General features: G+C 67.9%; 16 protein-coding genes and 2 pseudogenes. 6 read left to right on the top strand and 12 right to left on the bottom strand.

What is annotated here, in order from left to right; genetic code table 11:
• Together BN976_RS27790 and yajC are read right to left on the bottom strand one after the other, a co-directional pair.
• A pseudogene (locus BN976_RS27790) lies at positions 1-554 on the bottom strand (protein translocase subunit SecD); the annotation flags it as partial.
• 86 nt (positions 555-640) lie between these two features.
• Positions 641-988, bottom strand: coding sequence for a preprotein translocase subunit YajC (gene yajC / locus BN976_RS27785; protein WP_011779799.1), 348 nt, complete (start codon positions 986-988; stop codon positions 641-643).
• Positions 989-1,327: 339 nt separating this feature from the next.
• Here yajC and gabT point away from each other — a divergent pair, with 339 nt between their 5' ends.
• Positions 1,328-2,668 carry a 4-aminobutyrate--2-oxoglutarate transaminase gene (gene gabT, locus BN976_RS27780; RefSeq protein ID WP_011779798.1) on the top strand — a complete coding sequence of 447 codons (1,341 nt, stop codon included), beginning with the start codon at positions 1,328-1,330 and terminating at the stop codon, positions 2,666-2,668.
• A gap of 18 nt (positions 2,669-2,686) precedes the next feature.
• The gene (locus tag BN976_RS27775; protein ID WP_036376039.1) at positions 2,687-4,120 is read left to right on the top strand and encodes a gamma-aminobutyraldehyde dehydrogenase; all 1,434 of its coding nucleotides are present in this window, start codon (positions 2,687-2,689) and stop codon (positions 4,118-4,120) included.
• Here the strand turns inward: BN976_RS27775 and BN976_RS27770 are convergent.
• On the bottom strand, positions 4,108-4,467 hold the full coding sequence (locus tag BN976_RS27770; protein WP_036376037.1) for a hypothetical protein: 360 nt from the start codon (positions 4,465-4,467) through the stop codon (positions 4,108-4,110). The genes BN976_RS27775 and BN976_RS27770 overlap by 13 nt on opposite strands.
• Positions 4,468-4,737: 270 nt before the next feature.
• Between BN976_RS27770 and car the strand changes: the two are divergent.
• Positions 4,738-8,227: pseudogene (gene car / locus BN976_RS27765) on the top strand (carboxylic acid reductase).
• Here car and BN976_RS27760 read toward each other — a convergent pair.
• The 6 genes from BN976_RS27760 to BN976_RS27735 form a co-directional block, all read right to left on the bottom strand.
• Positions 8,224-8,868, bottom strand: a complete 645-nt coding sequence (locus BN976_RS27760) for a hypothetical protein (protein WP_036376033.1) — start codon at positions 8,866-8,868, stop codon at positions 8,224-8,226. The pseudogene car and the gene BN976_RS27760 sit on opposite strands and share 4 nt — an antisense overlap.
• A 99-nt stretch (positions 8,869-8,967) precedes the next feature.
• Complete coding sequence (locus tag BN976_RS27755) at positions 8,968-9,354, bottom strand: DUF1304 domain-containing protein (protein ID WP_011779794.1); 387 nt, start codon at positions 9,352-9,354, stop codon at positions 8,968-8,970.
• Between the two features lie 14 nt (positions 9,355-9,368).
• Positions 9,369-10,436: a Holliday junction branch migration DNA helicase RuvB gene (gene ruvB / locus BN976_RS27750; protein ID WP_011779793.1), complete on the bottom strand. Its 1,068-nt coding sequence runs from the start codon at positions 10,434-10,436 to the stop codon at positions 9,369-9,371.
• 4 nt (positions 10,437-10,440) lie between these two features.
• Positions 10,441-11,028, bottom strand: coding sequence for a Holliday junction branch migration protein RuvA (ruvA, locus tag BN976_RS27745; protein ID WP_011779792.1), 588 nt, complete (start codon positions 11,026-11,028; stop codon positions 10,441-10,443).
• Positions 11,025-11,609, bottom strand: a complete 585-nt coding sequence (gene ruvC / locus BN976_RS27740) for a crossover junction endodeoxyribonuclease RuvC (protein WP_011779791.1) — start codon at positions 11,607-11,609, stop codon at positions 11,025-11,027. Before ruvC ends, ruvA begins: the two co-directional genes overlap by 4 nt.
• 78 nt (positions 11,610-11,687) lie before the next feature.
• Positions 11,688-12,071 carry a hypothetical protein gene (locus tag BN976_RS27735; RefSeq protein WP_036376030.1) on the bottom strand — a complete coding sequence of 128 codons (384 nt, stop codon included), beginning with the start codon at positions 12,069-12,071 and terminating at the stop codon, positions 11,688-11,690.
• A gap of 184 nt (positions 12,072-12,255) precedes the next feature.
• Between BN976_RS27735 and BN976_RS27730 the strand changes: the two genes are divergently transcribed.
• Complete coding sequence (locus BN976_RS27730) at positions 12,256-12,519, top strand: hypothetical protein (protein ID WP_011779789.1); 264 nt, start codon at positions 12,256-12,258, stop codon at positions 12,517-12,519.
• A 22-nt stretch (positions 12,520-12,541) separates the two neighbouring features.
• Here BN976_RS27730 and BN976_RS27725 read toward each other — a convergent pair whose 3' ends face one another.
• Together BN976_RS27725 and BN976_RS27720 are read right to left on the bottom strand one after the other, a co-directional pair.
• Positions 12,542-13,297, bottom strand: a complete 756-nt coding sequence (locus BN976_RS27725) for a YebC/PmpR family DNA-binding transcriptional regulator (RefSeq protein WP_036376028.1) — start codon at positions 13,295-13,297, stop codon at positions 12,542-12,544.
• 84 nt (positions 13,298-13,381) lie between these two features.
• Complete coding sequence (locus BN976_RS27720; RefSeq protein ID WP_199559026.1) at positions 13,382-14,002, bottom strand: TetR/AcrR family transcriptional regulator; 621 nt, start codon at positions 14,000-14,002, stop codon at positions 13,382-13,384.
• A gap of 36 nt (positions 14,003-14,038) precedes the next feature.
• Here BN976_RS27720 and BN976_RS27715 point away from each other — a divergent pair, with 36 nt between their 5' ends.
• Both BN976_RS27715 and BN976_RS27710 read left to right on the top strand, forming a co-directional pair.
• Positions 14,039-15,772, top strand: a complete 1,734-nt coding sequence (locus tag BN976_RS27715; RefSeq protein WP_036376027.1) for a CocE/NonD family hydrolase — start codon at positions 14,039-14,041, stop codon at positions 15,770-15,772.
• Positions 15,773-15,820: 48 nt separating this feature from the next.
• Complete coding sequence (locus tag BN976_RS27710) at positions 15,821-17,032, top strand: acyl-CoA dehydrogenase family protein (protein ID WP_011779786.1); 1,212 nt, start codon at positions 15,821-15,823, stop codon at positions 17,030-17,032.
• Between the two features lie 183 nt (positions 17,033-17,215).
• On the opposite strand, the gene BN976_RS27705 is transcribed toward BN976_RS27710, so the two are convergent.
• Positions 17,216-17,551: an integrase core domain-containing protein gene (locus tag BN976_RS27705; RefSeq protein ID WP_268748874.1), complete on the bottom strand. Its 336-nt coding sequence runs from the start codon at positions 17,549-17,551 to the stop codon at positions 17,216-17,218.
• Between the last annotated feature and the right edge of the window lie 73 nt (positions 17,552-17,624).

Genomic DNA, 17,624 nt, shown 5'->3' with positions numbered 1-17,624 from the left:
GGTGTGTCGGAGGCCGGCGGGGCCTCCGGCGGCACCGCTGCCGGCGGCAGCCCGGGCACCGCGCCCGGCGGCACCGCTCCCGGCGGCAGCCCGGGCACCGCGCCCGGCGGCACGCCTGGGACTCCGCCCGGCGGCACGCCCTGCGGGCCTGCCTGCTCGGGTGGCGCCGCCGCAGCGGACGGAATCACGTGCACCACGGGGCGGATGTAGAGACGCGCGGTCTGACCGAGGCTGCGGGCTTCGCTGGTGTCGTCCCCGGGGACGGTGATGACCAGGTTCTGGCCGTCGATGATGACCTCGGAGCCGGAGACGCCCAGACCGTCGACGCGGGCGCCGATGATCTGCTTGGCCTGGTCCAGGGATTCGCGCGACGGCGGTGACCCGTCAGGCGTGCGCGCCGTCAACGTGACGCGGGTGCCACCCTGCAGGTCGATCCCGAGTTTCGGATCGGGCTTCTTGTCCCCGGTGAGAAACACCAGCAGATAGGCGCCGATGAGCATTGCCAGGAACAGTGCCAGGTAGCGGGCAGGGTGAACCGTCGAAGACGATGCCACGTGTCTACAGTCTCCTCGAGATCAGTTCGTCAAGTTCCGCACCGGGGCGCGAAGGCACGCAAAGACTACGTGCCGACGCTGAGATGTCAGCTGTCAGTCTTCTCGTTCGGGCTCTTGTTCAATTCGACCGCCGACGATTCCGCTTCGTCGAGCGTGCCGTCGTCGTCATCCTCGACGTCGTCGACGATGCGGTCGCGGACCGCGAGCTTCATCCAGGTGGTGACCACACCGGGAGCGATCTCCAGATCGACGTAATCGTCGGTGATGCCGGTGATCGTGGCCCGCAGACCCGAGGTGGTGTGGACCCGATCGCCGATCTGCAGCGAGTTGTGCAGGTCGATGGTCGCCTGCATCGCCTTCTTCTGTCGCCTCGACGCGAAATACATGAACGCGCCCATGATGATGAGCAGGGGCAGGAAAACGACCAGATCCATGGCGGCAGTGTCTCTCTAAAAGTCTGTGTTTCGGTCATGCGGGCAGGCGCTCGCACCTGCAGCAGCGGCGGCCCGTCACGCGGGCTCAAGTGACCAGTGTGCCATTCCAGCCGCCCGTGCCCGCGACCCCCGTCGCACGGACCCTGGCCGGCCACCGCGCACAGCGAACCAGCGAGGTCGCTGCGCAACGGAATTCGTCGCCGCAGAGGGTGGGCACCGAGGATTCCGCCACAATGTCGTGCGGTTGCCGACGGATCAGTGTCTCCAGCCGCTAGGCTCGAACAGCACCGCGACAATCGTCGAACTCTCCGCTCGGTACAGGTTTCTAGGAGGTTTCCTGTGAGCGCTCTCGAACAGAGCCGCCACCTCGCCACGGCCATCCCCGGTCCCCGGTCCTGCGAGCTGATCGCGCGCAAGAGCGCCGCGGTGGCCCGCGGGGTGGGCACCACCATGCCCGTCTACGCGGCGCGGGCCTTCGGCGGCATCGTCGAAGACGTCGACGGCAACCGGCTGATCGATCTCGGCTCGGGTATCGCGGTCACCACGATCGGCAACGCCTCCCCCAAGGTCGTCGAACGGGCCGCAGAGCAACTTCACAAGTTCACCCACACCTGCTTCATGGTGACCCCCTACGAGGGTTACGTGGCCGTCGCCGAGGCGCTCAACCGACTCACCCCCGGTGACGGCGACAAACGGACGGCGCTGTTCAACTCGGGGTCGGAGGCCGTCGAGAACGCGGTCAAGATCGCCAGGTCCTACACACGCAAACAGGCGGTGGTGTCGTTCGACCACGCCTACCACGGCCGCACCAACCTGACGATGGCGCTGACGGCGAAGTCGATGCCCTACAAGCACGGCTTCGGTCCGTTCGCCCCGGAGATCTACCGCGCACCGCTGTCGTATCCGTTCCGCGACGCGGAGTTCGGCAAGGAACTGGCCACCGACGGCGAGCTGGCGGCCAGACGGGCGATCACGGTGATCGACAAGCAGGTCGGCGCAGACAACCTGGCCGCGGTGATCATCGAACCCATCCAGGGCGAGGGCGGGTTCATCGTGCCCGCCGAGGGCTTCCTGCCCACGCTGCTGGAGTGGTGCCACGCCAACGGGGTGGTCTTCATCGCCGACGAGGTGCAGACCGGCTTCGCCCGCACCGGCGCGATGTTCGCCTGCGAACACGAAGGGATCGTTCCGGACCTCATCGTCACCGCCAAGGGCATCGCCGACGGTATGCCGCTGTCGGCGGTCACCGGCCGAGCCGAGATCATGGACGCCCCGCACGTCAGCGGGTTGGGCGGCACTTACGGCGGCAACCCGGTGGCGTGCGCGGCCGCACTGGCCACCATCGAGACCATCGAGTCCGACGGGCTGGTCGCGCGGGCCGCGCAGATCGAGACCCTGATGAAGGACAAGCTGGGCCGGTTGCAGGCCGAGGACGACCGCATCGGCGACGTCCGCGGGCGCGGGGCGATGATCGCCGTCGAACTGGTCAAGCCCGGGACACTGGAGCCGGACCCGGAACTGACCAAGAATCTGCTCGCCGCCGCGCACCGGGCCGGCGTGATCGTGTTGTCCTGCGGCACGTTCGGCAACGTGCTGCGATTCCTGCCCCCGCTGGCCATCAGCGACGAGCTGCTGCTCGAAGGCCTCGACGTCCTCGAACTCATCCTGCGCGACCTCTGACCCAAGGAGCCCATTGACATGACCACCGTCCAGAACTTCATCGACGGCCAACTCGTCGACTCCACCAGCGGCGCCACCATGCCGCTGGTCGATCCGAGCACCGGCGAGCAGTACGGCACCGCCCCGGTGTCCAACGAACAGGACATCGACAACGCGTACGCCGCGGCGGCCAGGGCGTTCAAGGAGTGGAAGAAGACGACCCCGTCGCAGCGGCAGAAGGCACTGCTGGACTTCGCCGACGAGGTCGAAAGGAACGCCGACGCGCTGGTCGCCGCGGAGGGCCGCAACACCGGAAAGCCCGATCACGTGACCGCGGCCGAGGAGATCCCGCCGATGGTCGACCAGATCCGGTTCTTCGCCGGCGCCGCGCGCGTGCTGGAGGGCAAGTCGGCCGGCGAGTACATGGCCGACCACACCTCGTGGATCCGCCGCGAGCCGATCGGCGTGATCGGCCAGGTGGCACCGTGGAACTACCCGATGATGATGGCGATCTGGAAGATCTGCCCGGCCATCGCCGCCGGCAACACCGTGGTGATCAAGCCCAGTGACACCACCCCGGTGACGACGGTGATGCTGGCCGAGTTGGCGGCCAAGTATCTGCCCGCGGGCGTGCTCAACGTGGTGACGGGCGACCGCGTCACCGGCGCGTCCCTGGTGGCCCACCCGACGCCGGAGATGGTGGCGATCACCGGTTCGGTGGCGGCCGGCAAGGCCGTCGCGGTCAGTGCCGGCGGCAACCTCAAGCGCACGCATCTGGAGCTGGGCGGCAAGGCGCCGGTGATCGTGTTCGACGACGCCGACCTGGCCGCCGCGGCGGAAGGCATCGCCACCGCCGGCTATTTCAACGCCGGGCAGGACTGCACGGCGGCGACCCGGGTGCTGGCGTCGGCGTCGATCGCGGCCGACCTGACCGCGGCGCTGGCCGAGCAGGCCAAGGGCGCGACGACGACGTTCGGCCGCGCCGCCGGCGACGAGGACGCCTGGGTCCCGCCGGTCAACAACGTCAACCAGATGGAGCGGGTGTTGTCGTTCTTCTCCGACATCCCGTCCCACGCCACCGTCGCCGTCGGCGGTAATCGCCAGGGCGACAAGGGCTTCTACGTGGAGCCCACGGTGATCGGCGGACTGCGCCAGGCCGACCGGCTGATCCAGCAGGAGGTCTTCGGCCCCGTCATCACCGTGCAGTCGTTCTCCGACGAGGAGGAAGCGATCGGTTGGGCCAACGGCGTCGAGTACGGGTTGGCGTCGTCAGTCTGGACCAAGGACGTCTCCCGGGCGCTGCGGGTGTCCAACGCACTCGACTTCGGCTGTGTGTGGATCAACACGCACATCCCGCTGGTCGCCGAGATGCCGCACGGCGGGTTCAAGTCGTCGGGTCACGGCAAGGACCTGTCGATGTACGGGCTGGAGGACTACACGCGCATCAAGCACGTGATGGCCTACACCGGCTGAGAGCAGGCACGCACGAAGTCGACGAGGACGGTTCGGATCTCCTCGGCGCCGAGACCGTCACCGTCGACGTCGTGGGCGATCAGCTCGGAGATCAGGTCGTCACCCGGGACGCGGCACCGGTCAGCCACCAACACGTCCAGGTAGGCGCCGAGGGCGTCGCGCACGCGGGGGTCGCCCAGTCGGGTCGCCCACCGGGAGATCTGCCACCAGTCCCGCACCGGTGCGCCCAGGGCGACGCACAGGCTGCACAGTCGGGGGCCGAGGACGATGCCGGCCACCTCGTCGTGCGCGGTGTCCGACAGCCGAGCCGAGAACATCTCGGAGAGCCGCTGCGACTGCGGGTTCACACCTCGCCTCCCCGTCGTGGTGGGCGCGTCCAGAAAGCGCCGAAGTTAGTTGATCTACTGAAATCACGGTAACGGCGGAGGGTGCACAACACCCGCTCCGGGGGCCGAAATGTGGCCGGAATTACGAATCGACACCATCCCAGGCATTCACAGCAGACTGGCAGCGGCGGAGCGCACTTCCGCGGAATACGGTTAGTTTTACTAACGTAGTTTTTCGTAGGCGCAGCGTCGCGCTCCCTGTTTTCCGCGATTCGTTCTCAAGGACGCTCGATGTCTACTGATACCCGCGAAGACCGCCTTGCCCGCCGCATCGCCGATCTGTACGCCACCGACCCGCAGTTTGCCGCCGCAGCACCCGACGACGCCATCTCCCACGCCATCGATCAACCAGGGACGCACCTGCCCGTCATCGTGCAGACCGTCCTCGACGGATACGCCGAGCGGCCCGCGCTCGGACAGCGCGCGGTCCGTTTCGTCACCGACCCCGCCACGGGCAGAACCACCACCGAGCTGCTCCCCCGCTTCGAGACCATCACCTACGCCGAGTTGTCACGCCGCATCCACGCCGTCACCGCCGCGCTGACCGATGTGCATCCGGGCGACCGCGTGGCGGTGCTGGGCTTCACCAGCATCGACTACACCACCGTCGACATGGCTTTGGCGATGCTGGGCGCGGTGGCGGTACCACTGCAGACCAGCGCGCCGGCCACCACCGTCCGGCCGATCGTCGCCGAGACCGAACCGGTGGTCATCGCATCGTCGGTCGATGCCCTCACCGACGCCGTCGGCCTGGCTCTCGACGCTCCCACCGTGACCCGCCTTGTGGTCTTCGATCATCGCGCCGGGGTCGACGATCATCGCGACGCCCTCATCTCCGCGAGCGACCGGCTGCGCGCCGCCAACTCGCCGATCGAGGTCGAGACCATTACCGACATCGTCGCTCGGGGTTCGAAACTGCCTGTACGCGCGCAATTCTCGGCCGACGGTGACGCGCTGAGCCTGCTGATCTACACCTCCGGCAGCACCGGCGCACCCAAGGGTGCGATGTACCCCCAACACCTGGTCGCCAACTCATGGCGGCGGTTGGCCCGGTCCTTCTGGGGCGACCTGGGGGGTCTTCCCGGCAATCACGCTGAACTTCATGCCGATGAGCCACGTGATGGGCCGCGGACTGCTCTACGGCACGCTGGGCGCCGGCGGCACCGCGTATTTCGCGGCCAGGAGCGATCTGTCGACGTTCCTGGAGGATCTCGCCCTGGTGCGCCCGACGCAGCTGAGCTTCGTGCCGCGGATCTGGGACACCATCCACGCCGAGGTGTCCCAGGAACTCGAGCGCCGGCCGTCGGATGCGACCGAGGTGATCGCCGATCTGCGGCGGAGCCTGCTGGGCGGCCGCTACGTCACGGCGATGACGGGCTCCGCGCCGCTGTCACCGGAGATGCGGGCCTTCGTCGAGAACCTGCTCGACGTGCACCTGATCGACGGGTACGGCTCGACCGAGGCCGGCGCGGTGTTCGTCGACGGCCGGGTCCAACGCCCGCCGGTCATCGATTACAAGCTCGTCGACGTCGCCGACCTCGGCTACTTCTCCACCGACCGCCCCCATCCGCGCGGCGAGCTTCTCGTCAAATCCGAGACGCTGTTTCCCGGCTACTACAAACGCCCCGACGTCACCGCCGAGATGTTCGACGAAGACGGCTACTACCGCACCGGCGACATCGTCGCCGAGACCGGGGCCGACCAGCTGACCTATCTGGACCGCCGCAACAACGTCCTCAAACTGTCGCAGGGCGAATTCGTCACCGTCTCCCGACTGGAGGCAGTGTTCGGCAACAGCCCGCTGGTCCGCCAGATCTACGTCTACGGCAACAGCGCCCGCCCCTACCTGCTGGCCGTGGTCGTGCCCACCGAAGCCGCGCTGGCCAATGCTGACGCCAAAGCCGCTGTGGCCGAGTCACTTCAGGATGTCGCCAAGGCGACCGGGCTGCAGTCCTACGAGATCCCCCGCGATTTCCTTCTCGAGACGACGCCGTTCACGCTGGAGAACGGCTTGCTGACCGGCATCCGAAAACTGGCCCGCCCCAGACTCAGAGAGCGTTACGGCGAACAGCTCGAGGCCCTCTACACCATGCTGTCCGAAGAGCAGGCCGACGAGCTGCGGGAGCTGCGCCGCTCCGGCGGAGAGCGTCCGGCGCTGGAAACCGTCGGACGCGCCGCCGGGGCGCTGCTCGGCACCACCGCAGGCGAGCTGGAGCCGAGCGCCCACTTCACAGATCTGGGCGGGGATTCGCTGTCGGCGTTGACCTTCGCCAACCTGCTGCGCGACATCTTCGACGTCGACGTCCCCGTCGGTGTGATCGTCAGCCCGGCCACCGATCTGCAGGCCCTTGCCGACTACGTCGAGTCCGCCCGCCGGCACGGGTCGGTGCGGCCCACTTTCGAATCGGTGCACGGGCATTCGGGACGACCCGGGACCGAGGTGCATGCCCGCGATCTGACGTTGGACGAATTCGTCGACGCCGCGACCCTGGCGCACGCGCCGACGTTGCCCGGACCGCGCGCCGAGGTCCGCACCGTCCTGCTGACCGGGGCGACCGGCTTCCTCGGCCGGTATCTCGCTCTCGAATGGCTTGAGCGGATGGCGCTGGTCGGCGGCAAGCTGATCTGCCTGGTCCGCGCCAAAGACGATGCGGCAGCGCGGGTTCGGCTGGACAGCACGTTCGACAGCGGGGACCCGGAGCTGCTGCGGCACTACCGACGGCTGGCAGCCGACCATCTCGAAGTGATCGCCGGCGACAAGGCCGACGCCGATCTCGGACTCGACGCGCGGACGTGGCAGCGGCTCGCGGACACCGTCGATCTGATCGTCGATCCCGCCGCCCTGGTCAACCACGTCCTGCCGTACCGCCAACTGTTCGCCCCGAACGTGCTCGGCACCGCCGAACTGCTCCGCATCGCGCTGACCACGAGGATGAAGCCATTCGTGTACGTGTCGACGATCGGCGTCGGCGCCGGTATCGAACCCGCGAGGTTCACCGAGGACGCCGACATCAGGCAGATCAGCGCGACGCGCAGAATCGACGACAGCTACGCCAACGGCTACGGCAACAGCAAGTGGGCCGGCGAGGTGCTGCTGCGCGAGGCGCACGATCTGTGCGGCCTGCCCGTTTCGGTGTTCCGCTGCGACATGATCCTGGCCGACACCACCTACGCCGGTCAGCTGAACCTGCCGGACATGTTCACCCGCCTGATCTTCAGCCTGGTCGCCACCGGCGTCGCGCCCGAGTCGTTCTACCACCTCGCCACCGACGGCACCCGGCAACGGGCCCACTATGACGGGCTACCGGTGGAGTTCATCGCCGAAGCGATCTCGACCCTCGGCTCTGACGTCGCCTCCGGGTTCCGGACGTATCACGTGATGAATCCCCACGACGACGGGATAGGCCTCGACGAGTACGTGGACTGGCTCATCGACGCAGGCCATCCGATTCGACGCGTCGGCGACTACCCGACGTGGCTGCAACGGTTCACGGTGGCGATCACCGCGCTGCCGGAACGGCAGCGGCAGGCCTCACTGTTGCCGCTGCTGCACAACTACCAGCACCCGGAGACGCCGATCCGCGGCTCCATCGCACCGACAGACAGATTCCGTGAAGCGGTCCAGGACGCCAAAATCGGTCCGGACAAAGACATTCCACACGTGACACCGCAGATCGTCATCAAGTACGTCACCGACCTGCAGCGACTCGGACTGCTCTAAACCGGCAGAGTGGTCCGGTCGCTGCCGCGGCGCCGACCGAACAGCCCGTGCCGGCGTCGCGTGGGTTCACCCGCCGCGTCAGGCTGATTCCATCCGGCGGTGCCGTCGGTGACCGGGTGCGGCTCAGCGGTGTCGACCCTGGCCTCCCGACGATAGGCGATGTCTCGTGCGGTACGCACCGACAGACGGCCGACGGCCAGCGCGGCCAGGAACACGATCAGCGCGCCCAGACCGGAGAAGTAGGTGAGCTCCAGCCAGACCTGCTTGGTTTCACTGTCGGCGACCGGCTGACCCGCTCCGCCCAGGCCGAGCGGACCGGCCACGGCACGCCCGACCACGAACCAGGCACCGGCGGCCACCGCCAGCCAGCCACCCAGCATCGCGGTGGCGCGGTTGCGGGACACGAACAACAGCAAGCCGCCGAACACCGCCACCAGGCCCGGCAGCACCTCCAGCCATCCGCGGCCCTGGGTCCAGGCCCACGGACGATCGGGGGTGAACGCGAAATCGAACAGCGGCCCGACGAACGGCGCCAGTGCGCCCCATACCCCGAGCGCGACGATCAGCAACCCGCTGACCGCGCCGCGGCTCCGCGGGATCTGCATCGCGCCCCGCCTGCTCCGACCGGATGTGTCGACCATGATTCCTCCTCGGGTGTTGCAGGCGAATACCCCATCCCGCCGGGCAGTAACCGGGCCTCGGCCCACCGTCCGGAGCCGCCGCGATCTCCCACGGTGGGGCTAGAGCGTCAGTCCTGCCACCAGCAGCACCACCGCCACGGCGGGAAACAGGCCCTGGGTGATGGCGGCGCGAGCCTTGTCCCGCGCCGAAACCAGCAACACCACCGCCGCGGCCAACATCGGCCCCACACCGGCGAACACCAGTGCGGCGCCCACCGCCGTGAAGCCGGCGAACACCGCGACCACGCCGATGAGCGTCACGACCCCGAGGAACAGGTTGTAGAACCCTTGGTTGAACGCGAGCTGTCTGGTGGCCTGCGCTTCCTGCTCGGTAGTGCCGAACACCGCCCGCGTTCGTGGCGAGGTCCACGTCAGCGACTCCATCACGAAGATGTACGCGTGCAACACCGCGGCGAGGGTCGCCACGATCAACCCGGCAGTCAACATCAGCGCGCCTTTCGTCAGTCGAACAGGCCCGTCTGGCCCAGCCCTACGGCGTTGGCGGGCGGCTTCATCCCCAGATGGGTCCAGGCCTGCGCGGTGGCGACGCGCCCGCGCGGGGTGCGCGCGATCATCCCGGCCCGCACGAGGAACGGTTCGCACACCTCCTCGACGGTGGTCGCCTCCTCGCCCACCGCCACCGCCAACGTCGACACCCCGACAGGGCCACCGCCGAAGCTGCGCGTCAACGCCGAGAGCACCGCACGGTCCAGCCGGTCCAGTCCGAGCTCGTCGACGTCGTAGACCTCCAGCGCGTACTTGGCGATGTCGCGCGTGATGACACCGTCGGCGCGCACCTCGGCGTAGTCCCGCACACGCCGTAGCAGCCGGTTGGCGATACGCGGTGTACCCCGCGAACGGCGGGCGATCTCGGCCCCGGCCTCGGCGCCCAGTTCGATCCCCAGAATCCCGGCCGAGCGGGCCAGCACCCGTTCCAGCTCGCTGGGCTCGTAGAAATCCATGTGCGCGGTGAAACCGAAACGGTCCCGCAGCGGACCCGTCAGCGCACCCGACCTGGTGGTCGCCCCGACCAGGGTGAAGGGCGCCACCTCCAGCGGAATCGACGTCGCGCCAGGGCCTTTCCCGACGACGACGTCGACGCGGAAGTCCTCCATCGCCAGGTACAGCATCTCCTCGGCGGGCCGGGCGATGCGATGGATCTCGTCGATGAACAGGACGTCGTGCTCGACGAGGTTGGACAGCATCGCTGCCAGGTCACCGGCGCGCTCGAGGGCGGGCCCCGAGGTGACACGCAGCGACGACCCCAGTTCGGCGGCGATGATCATCGCCAGTGAGGTCTTGCCCAGACCCGGGGGCCCGGACAGCAGGATGTGGTCGGGGGTGCCGCCGCGGTTCTTGGCGCCCTCGAGTACCAGTTGGAGTTGTTCGCGCACGCGGGGCTGGCCGATGAACTCGCCCAGCGACCGGGGCCGAAGGCTGGCGTCGATGTCCCCCTCCCCGACCGTGAGGGCCGCTGACATCTCCCGTTCGTCGGGCTCGTCCGCCGAATCTTCTGAAAACCTGCCCATGCTGCTACTTCTTTCCGAGCATCGACAACGCCGCGCGCAACGCGCTGGACGTGGTGGCCTCCGGCTCGTTGGCCAGCACCTTGTCGGTGGCCTCCTCGGCCTGCTTCTGCGCAAATCCGAGGCCGACGAGTGCCTCCACGACCGGGCCCCGGATGCCGTGCCCGCCGGCGGAGGCGACACCCGCCGACGTCGACGTGCCCACCTTGTCGCGCAGCGTCAACACCAGCAGTTCGGCGGTCTTCTTGCCCACCTTGGGAATTCGGGTCAGCGCGGTGACGTCGCCGTCGCCGATCGCCTGCCTCAGGGTCGGTCCGTCGTACATGGCCAGCGCGCCGAGCGCGATGCTCGGTCCGATCCCGGACACCCCGAGCAGGGTCAGGAAGAGGTTGCGGGCATCGGAGTCGGCGAAGCCGTAGAGCGTCATCGAGTCTTCCCGGACGATCATCGCGGTGATCAACCGCGCCTCGGCGCCGCGCCGCAGCGTTGCCAGAGTCGCCGGCGTCGCCATCACCTTGTAGCCGACCCCGGCCGCCTCGATGACCACGTGGTCGAGGGCGATGTCGAGGACCTCACCGCGAACCGCGGCGATCACCGAGTGCTCCGTGACATCTGAGCTGCCTTCGCTTTCGCCTTGAGGGTGGCCTGGTACTTGCGGCGCTGCTCGGCCGCCATCTCCTCAGCGGCGGCCATCCTGCCGAGCATCGGCGCGCGCCAGCAGTGGCAGATGGCAAGCGCGAGCGCATCGGCGGCGTCAGCTGGGGTCGGTTTTTGTTGCAGCGCAAGAATTCTGGTGACCATCTCGGTGACCTGCGCCTTGTCCGCGCGCCCGTTGCCGGTGACAGCGGCCTTGACCTCGCTGGGCGTGTGGAAGTGCACGTCGATATCACGCCGCGCGGCGGCCAGCGCGATCACGCCACCGGCCTGCGCGGTGCCCATGGCGGTGTTGGCGTTCTGATTGGAGAACACCCGCTCGATGGCGATGACGTCGGGCCGGTGGGTGTCCAACCAGTGGTCGACGGCGTCGCTGATGGCGAGCAGGCGGTGCGCCAGCGGATGACCGGCCGGGGTCCGCACCACATCGACGTCGAGCGCGATGACCTGGCGGCCCTTACCGCTCTCGATGACCGACAGCCCGCACCTGGTCAGGCCGGGGTCGACACCCATCACCCGCACGCCAGCCCCTTCTCGCAACAGAACATCTGTTCGAGAGCTTAGCGGCTTCCGCGGACAGCGCCGGACAGGACACGCGGTTCAGATCAGCGTCGTCCCCGGGCTTGGCTGGACGTCTTCTCCCGACTGCGCGACCGTCTGGCCCGGTAGTGCCACCGTTTCTCCCGGCTGCGCCATCGTGCCGGCGGCGGCCATCCCGGCCAGCTCGGAGACACGCCGGCGCGATTCACGCCAGCCGCGCACCCGTTCCCTGCCGACTATCTCGCCGTCCCGCTCGATCACGATCGTCCACGGCACGCCGAGCCACTTGGCCAGCAGCCAGAACGGCCACATCAACATGAACGGCAGCATGATCAGCAGGATGACGGCGTCGAGCGTCGCGAAGCCCGTCTCATACGGCAGCGTCTTCCACCACCACCGCCGTACCGTCCATTCCACGCCGTCGGGATCCGTCACCTTTTCCATACCGCGCCACCGCTTTCCGATCACCCGAGGGGTCGATCGGATTATGCCCGCGCAGTCAACGCCGCGTCGGTCGACTCAGAATGCCCGGTGGCCGGCGTCACACCGCACGGATGGATGAACGCCATCGCGACGGGCGATTTTCATAGTGGGACTAACTGCCGAGGTCCCATCTGAGGAGTTCACGATGAAAAAGCTCAGCCGAATTCTGATCACCGGTCTGGCGACCGCGGGAACCGCCGCGGCGATGGGCCTGGCGCCGGTCGCGGCCGCAGCCGTCGCCGGGCAACCCGATTGCACAGTCTCCGCGCCCGGCAACAGCCTCTGCGAGTCGGCGGGCAATGCCCAGATCGTCGCCGCCCCGACCGACGTGCCGTACCCGGCGTGGGACACCTACGGCTACGGGCCGGCCTTCGTCGGCGGCGAACACCATCTCCACCACATCCGCTGACCGACCGGTTCGGAAAGTCGGCTCAGTCCTCTTCGAGTGCGGCAGCGACGTCGTCGGGAATGTCGATGTTCGTGTAGACATCCTGGACGTCGTCGCTGTCCTCGAGCGCGTCCACCAGCTTGAGCACCTTACGGGCCGCCTCCAGATCCACCGGCACGGTCACCGACGGCTGGAAGCTCGCCTCGGCGGACTCGTAGTCGATTCCGGCATCCTGCAGCGCCGTCCGCACGGCAACCAGATCCGTTGGCTCCGAGATGATTTCAAAGCTGTCACCCAGGTCGTTGACGTCCTCGGCGCCCGCGTCGAGCACCGCGGCCAACACGTCGTCCTCGGTGAGATCGTTCTTCTCGAGGGTGATCACGCCCTTGCGGGAAAACAGATAGGCCACCGATCCCGGATCAGCCATGTTGCCGCCGTTGCGCGTCATCGCCACCCGGACCTCACCGGCGGCGCGGTTGCGGTTGTCGGTGAGGCACTCGACCAGCACCGCCACCCCGTTGGGCCCGTAACCCTCGTAGGTGATGGTCTGCCAGTCGGCGCCGCCGGCCTCTTCACCGCTGCCACGCTTGCGGGCGCGCTCGATGTTGTCATTGGGCACCGAGCTCTTCTTCGCCTTCTGGATGGCGTCGAAGAGCGTCGGGTTACCGGCGGGGTCGCCACCACCGGTGCGCGCGGCGACCTCGATGTTCTTGATCAGCTTGGCGAACATCTTCCCGCGACGAGCATCGATGACGGCCTTCTTGTGCTTCGTGGTGGCCCACTTGGAATGGCCGCTCATGCAGGTCCTACCTCTTCTGGTTCATCGTCTGGTCTGAATCCGATCGACCAGTCTACGTCGGTGTTCGCCTGATACCGCAGCCCGTCACCCCAGGTCGTCGGAGATGTAGCGCTGCAGGTTCGGCGCCACCGCGGCGACGAGTTCGTCGTCGTCCATCGATGCGACGGGCTCGATGCGCCAGACGTAGCGCATCATCGCCAGCCCCATGATCTGCGACGAGATCAGGCCGCTGCGCAGCATGCGGTCGCGTTCGTCGACGCCCAGCTGGGAGACCCCCATCAGACTTCGTTCCACGACGAGCCGCAACTTCTCCCGCGTCGCCGCCTCGTGGGCAGCGGTCTGCAGGATCGCCCGCAACACCGGCCCGATCTCTTCGTCGGCCCACGCGTCAAGCATCAGCCGCACGAGCGCCGCCCCCAGTTGCGGCACGGGTGTGGTCCACGCCCTCGCCACATTCTGCAGCCAGCGTTGCGGCGGATCGGTCGCCGCGTCGAGCAGCGCCTCCTTCGATCCGAAGTAGTGGTACACGAGCGCCGGGTCGACGTCGGCGGCGCGGGCCACCGCCCGGATCGTCGTCCCCGCGTAACCCGTGTCGGCGAACGCCCCACGCGCCGCAACGAGGATGCGACTCGACAGCACTCCGCGTTCGTCTCGCGGACCGGGCGGAATCTTGGACACAAGATCTGATCCTAGAGGAAGTCTCATCTTGCGTTGAGACTAGTTTCACCATAGCGTGAAACTATGAGCGCCACCGAACGCGACCTCAACGGACCCCAGGACACCGGTCGCCAGTACCGCAACCTCAGCGCACCGACATTCGGGATCACCCACCTGATCAACCAACGGGTCCCCATGCGCGACGGCGTCGAATTGATGGCCGACGTTCACCGACCGGACGCCGAGGGCAGATACCCCGCCCTGATCGCCGCGTCGCCGTATCCCCGGCAGATCCAGGACCTGGGGGCGCCCGCGGGGTTCATCGAAGCGGGTGCCACCGATTTCTGGGTGCCTCGCGGCTACGTTCACGTCATCGCCAACCTCCGCGGCACCGGCGGGTCGGGCGGCAGGTTCGGCTTCATGGACACCCAGGAGCGCCAGGACCTGTACGACCTCGTCGAGTGGGCGGCCGCGCAGCCATGGTGCGACGGGAACGTCGGCATGATCGGGATCAGTTACTTCGCGATGGCCCAACTGGAGGCCGCCGTGGAGCGGCCCCCTCACCTCAGGGCGATCTTTCCGCTCGCGGCGACGGCCGACCTCTACGAAGCCGCGTCACACCACGGGCTGGCGAGTTCGTCGTTCGTCACACCGTTCCTGTCGATGCTCGGGCTGACCGCCGACCGGAGCGACGCCTTCTGGCGGCGGAACCCGGTCCTCGCCCCCCTGCGGCGGGTGCTCAACACACCCAAGGTGCACCACAGGTTCGCCACGATGAACGGCGAGGCGGCCGTCACGATGATGCGCCAACTGCTCAAGGTCCCTCACAGCCCGCACCCGTGGGACGACCTGTGGTTGGACACGATGGTCAGGCATCCGCTGCGTGACTCCTGGTGGCACGAGCGCAATCTGGTGCCGCTGCTGGGAAACCTCGACATCCCCGTCTACCTCGGCTGCGACTGGGAAAACGTCCCGCTGCATCTGCCGTCAACCTTCACATTGTGGAAAGCGTTGTCGCACAACCCGAATGTGCGGATGGCGATGCTGGGGCAGTACGGACTCACCTGGCCGTGGGAGAGCCTGCACCACGAGGCGCTGGCGTGGTACGACCACTGGCTCAAGGGCGCCGACACCGGCATCATGGACGGCCCACCGGTGCGCTACATGCTGCCCGGCGCCGACGGCTGGCACACCAGTGCCTGCTGGCCGCCTGCCGCGACACACCTGGAGTGGGCGCTGCGCGCAGACGGCACGCTCGGGACGGACGAAGGCGAGCCGGGCCGGCGCGAATACCTGACGCTGGGAGGCGGCCTGAACCGCACGACCGCCAGCCCGGTCGACCCGCCGTCGATGTTGACGTGGACGTCGGCCCCCTTGGACGGCCACGTCGACGTCGTCGGTGACATCGAACTGCGTCTGGACGCCTCCGCCACTGCCGTCGACACCGCCTGGATCGTGGTGTTACAGGACGTCGGACCCGACGATCAGGTCACCGACGTCACTGCCGGCTGGCTGCGGGCGAGCCTGCGCACCGTCGACGAGGCCGCCAGTCGCGCCGGCGCACCGGTCCTCCCCTGCGATACGGCAGTAGCCGTGCCGGTCGGCGATGACGTCACCTACCGGATTCCGCTGGTGCCCAACGCGCGCCGGTTCGAGGCCGGGCACCGGGTGCGGGTGACCTTGACCAGCGACGACCAGAATCCGGCGAGCCCGGCGATCATGAACTTCCGGCATGCGTCCGTCGGCACCAGCAGTCTGAACAGCGTCCGGTCAACCTCGCGGCTGCTGTTGCCGGCGCTCGGCACCGGTGTTAGCTAAGCCACACTCTCTGGTCGGCTATCTTACTCCCAAGTAAGGTTGCATTTCATGACATTCTCGCTGGAGCTGTCCTCTGATCTCGTCGACGTGCAGAAGTGGGTCCACGAGTTTGCCGCCGATGTCGTCCGGCCCGCCGCCGCCGAATGGGACGAGCGGGAGCAGACGCCGTGGCCGATCATCCAGGAGGCCGCCAAGGTCGGCCTGTACTCGATGGAGTTCTTCGCCGAGCAGGCCGCCGAACCGAGCGGACTCGGCATGATCGTGGCCTTCGAGGAGATGTTCTGGGGTGACGCCGGCATCGCGCTGGCCATCCTCGGCACCGGGTTGGCCGCCGCATCACTGGCCGCCAACGGCACCCCCGAACAGGTCGGCGAATGGGTGCCGCAGATGTTCGGGTCGGTCGACGATCCCAAGGTCGCCGCCTTCTGTTCGTCTGAACCCAACGCCGGCTCGGACGTCGGCTCGATCCTGACGCGCGCCCGTTACGACGAAGCCACCGACGAGTGGGTGCTCAACGGCACGAAGACCTGGGCGACCAACGGCGGTATCGCCAACGTGCACGTCGTCGTCGCCTCGGTGCATCCGGAGCTCGGCACGCGCGGGCAGGCATCGTTCATCATCCCGCCGGGCACACCGGGCCTGAGCCAGGGCCAGAAGTTCCTCAAGCACGGCATCCGCGCGTCGCACACCGCCGAGGTGGTCCTCGACGACGTCCGCATCCCCGGCCGTCTGATCGTCGGCGGCAAGGAGAAGTTCGACGCGCGGATCGCCAAGGTGCGCGAAGGCAAGAAGGCCGCCGGCCAGGCCGCGATGGCCACCTTCGAGCGGACCCGCCCCACCGTCGGCGCGATGGCCGTCGGAGTGGCCCGGGCCGCCTACGAGTATGCCCTCGACTATGCCTGCGAGCGTGAGCAATTCGGTCGCAAGATCGGCGAGTTCCAGGCCGTCGCCTTCAAGCTGGCCGACATGAAAGCCCGGATCGACGCGGCACGACTGCTGGTCTACCGCGCCGGCTGGATGGCCCGTAACGGCAAGGAGTTCACCGCCGCCGAGGGGTCGATGGCCAAGCTGGTCGCCAGCGAAACCGCGGTGTACGTCACCGACGAGGCGATTCAGATCCTGGGCGGCAACGGCTACACCCGGGAGTATCCGGTCGAGCGCATGCACCGCGACGCCAAGATCTTCACCATCTTCGAGGGCACCAGCGAGATCCAGCGCCTGGTGATGGCCCGCGCGCTCACCGGCCTGCCCATCCGCTGACTGCGATTTCGGTGTAGTTCGTCACGCTGAGCGTGATGTGGTGTCTCGGGACATCGCTGACACTTTTGTCTCGGGACATCGCTGACACTCATGGTGCCGGTTTGGGTTCGCGGGCGCGGTAGGTACGGGTGGTTTTGTCGAGGGGTTGGTAGTTGCGGGTGGGATCGGCGATCAGTGTTCGGACTAGTCGGTTGCCGCTGAAGATGGTGATGTGCTCCCCGTCGCGGATGGCATCGCAGGTGTGACCAGCCCAGCGCAGTCCGACGTGATCCGGTAGGGCCCGATGTAGATCTGGCCCGATTCCTGCCCGACGGTGCGGTGGCTGACGAACACCGGTGCCGGCAGGGGCTGCTGGGCGGAGCGGGCTTTGGCGGTGGCGGCGAACGCCTCGGCGGGGGTGGCCCCACGCAGCGCACGGTGCGGCCGTTGGTGGTTGTAGAACTGGCGGAACTGCTCGAGTAGCTCGTTGAGTTCGTCGACGGTGGCCACTGGATCACGCGCCGACAACCACTTCTTCAACGTCTGCCAGAACCGTTCGATCTTGCCGCACGTCTGCGGTTATCCGGCTAATCTGGGCCGAGTCTGCGGCGGG

Origin of the sequence: Mycolicibacterium austroafricanum, from assembly GCF_000612725.1 — a bacterium.
Classification (GTDB): domain Bacteria; phylum Actinomycetota; class Actinomycetes; order Mycobacteriales; family Mycobacteriaceae; genus Mycobacterium; species Mycobacterium austroafricanum.
Note: the sequence above shows the minus strand (reverse complement) of the source record. Positions and strands in the feature narration are given on the sequence as shown.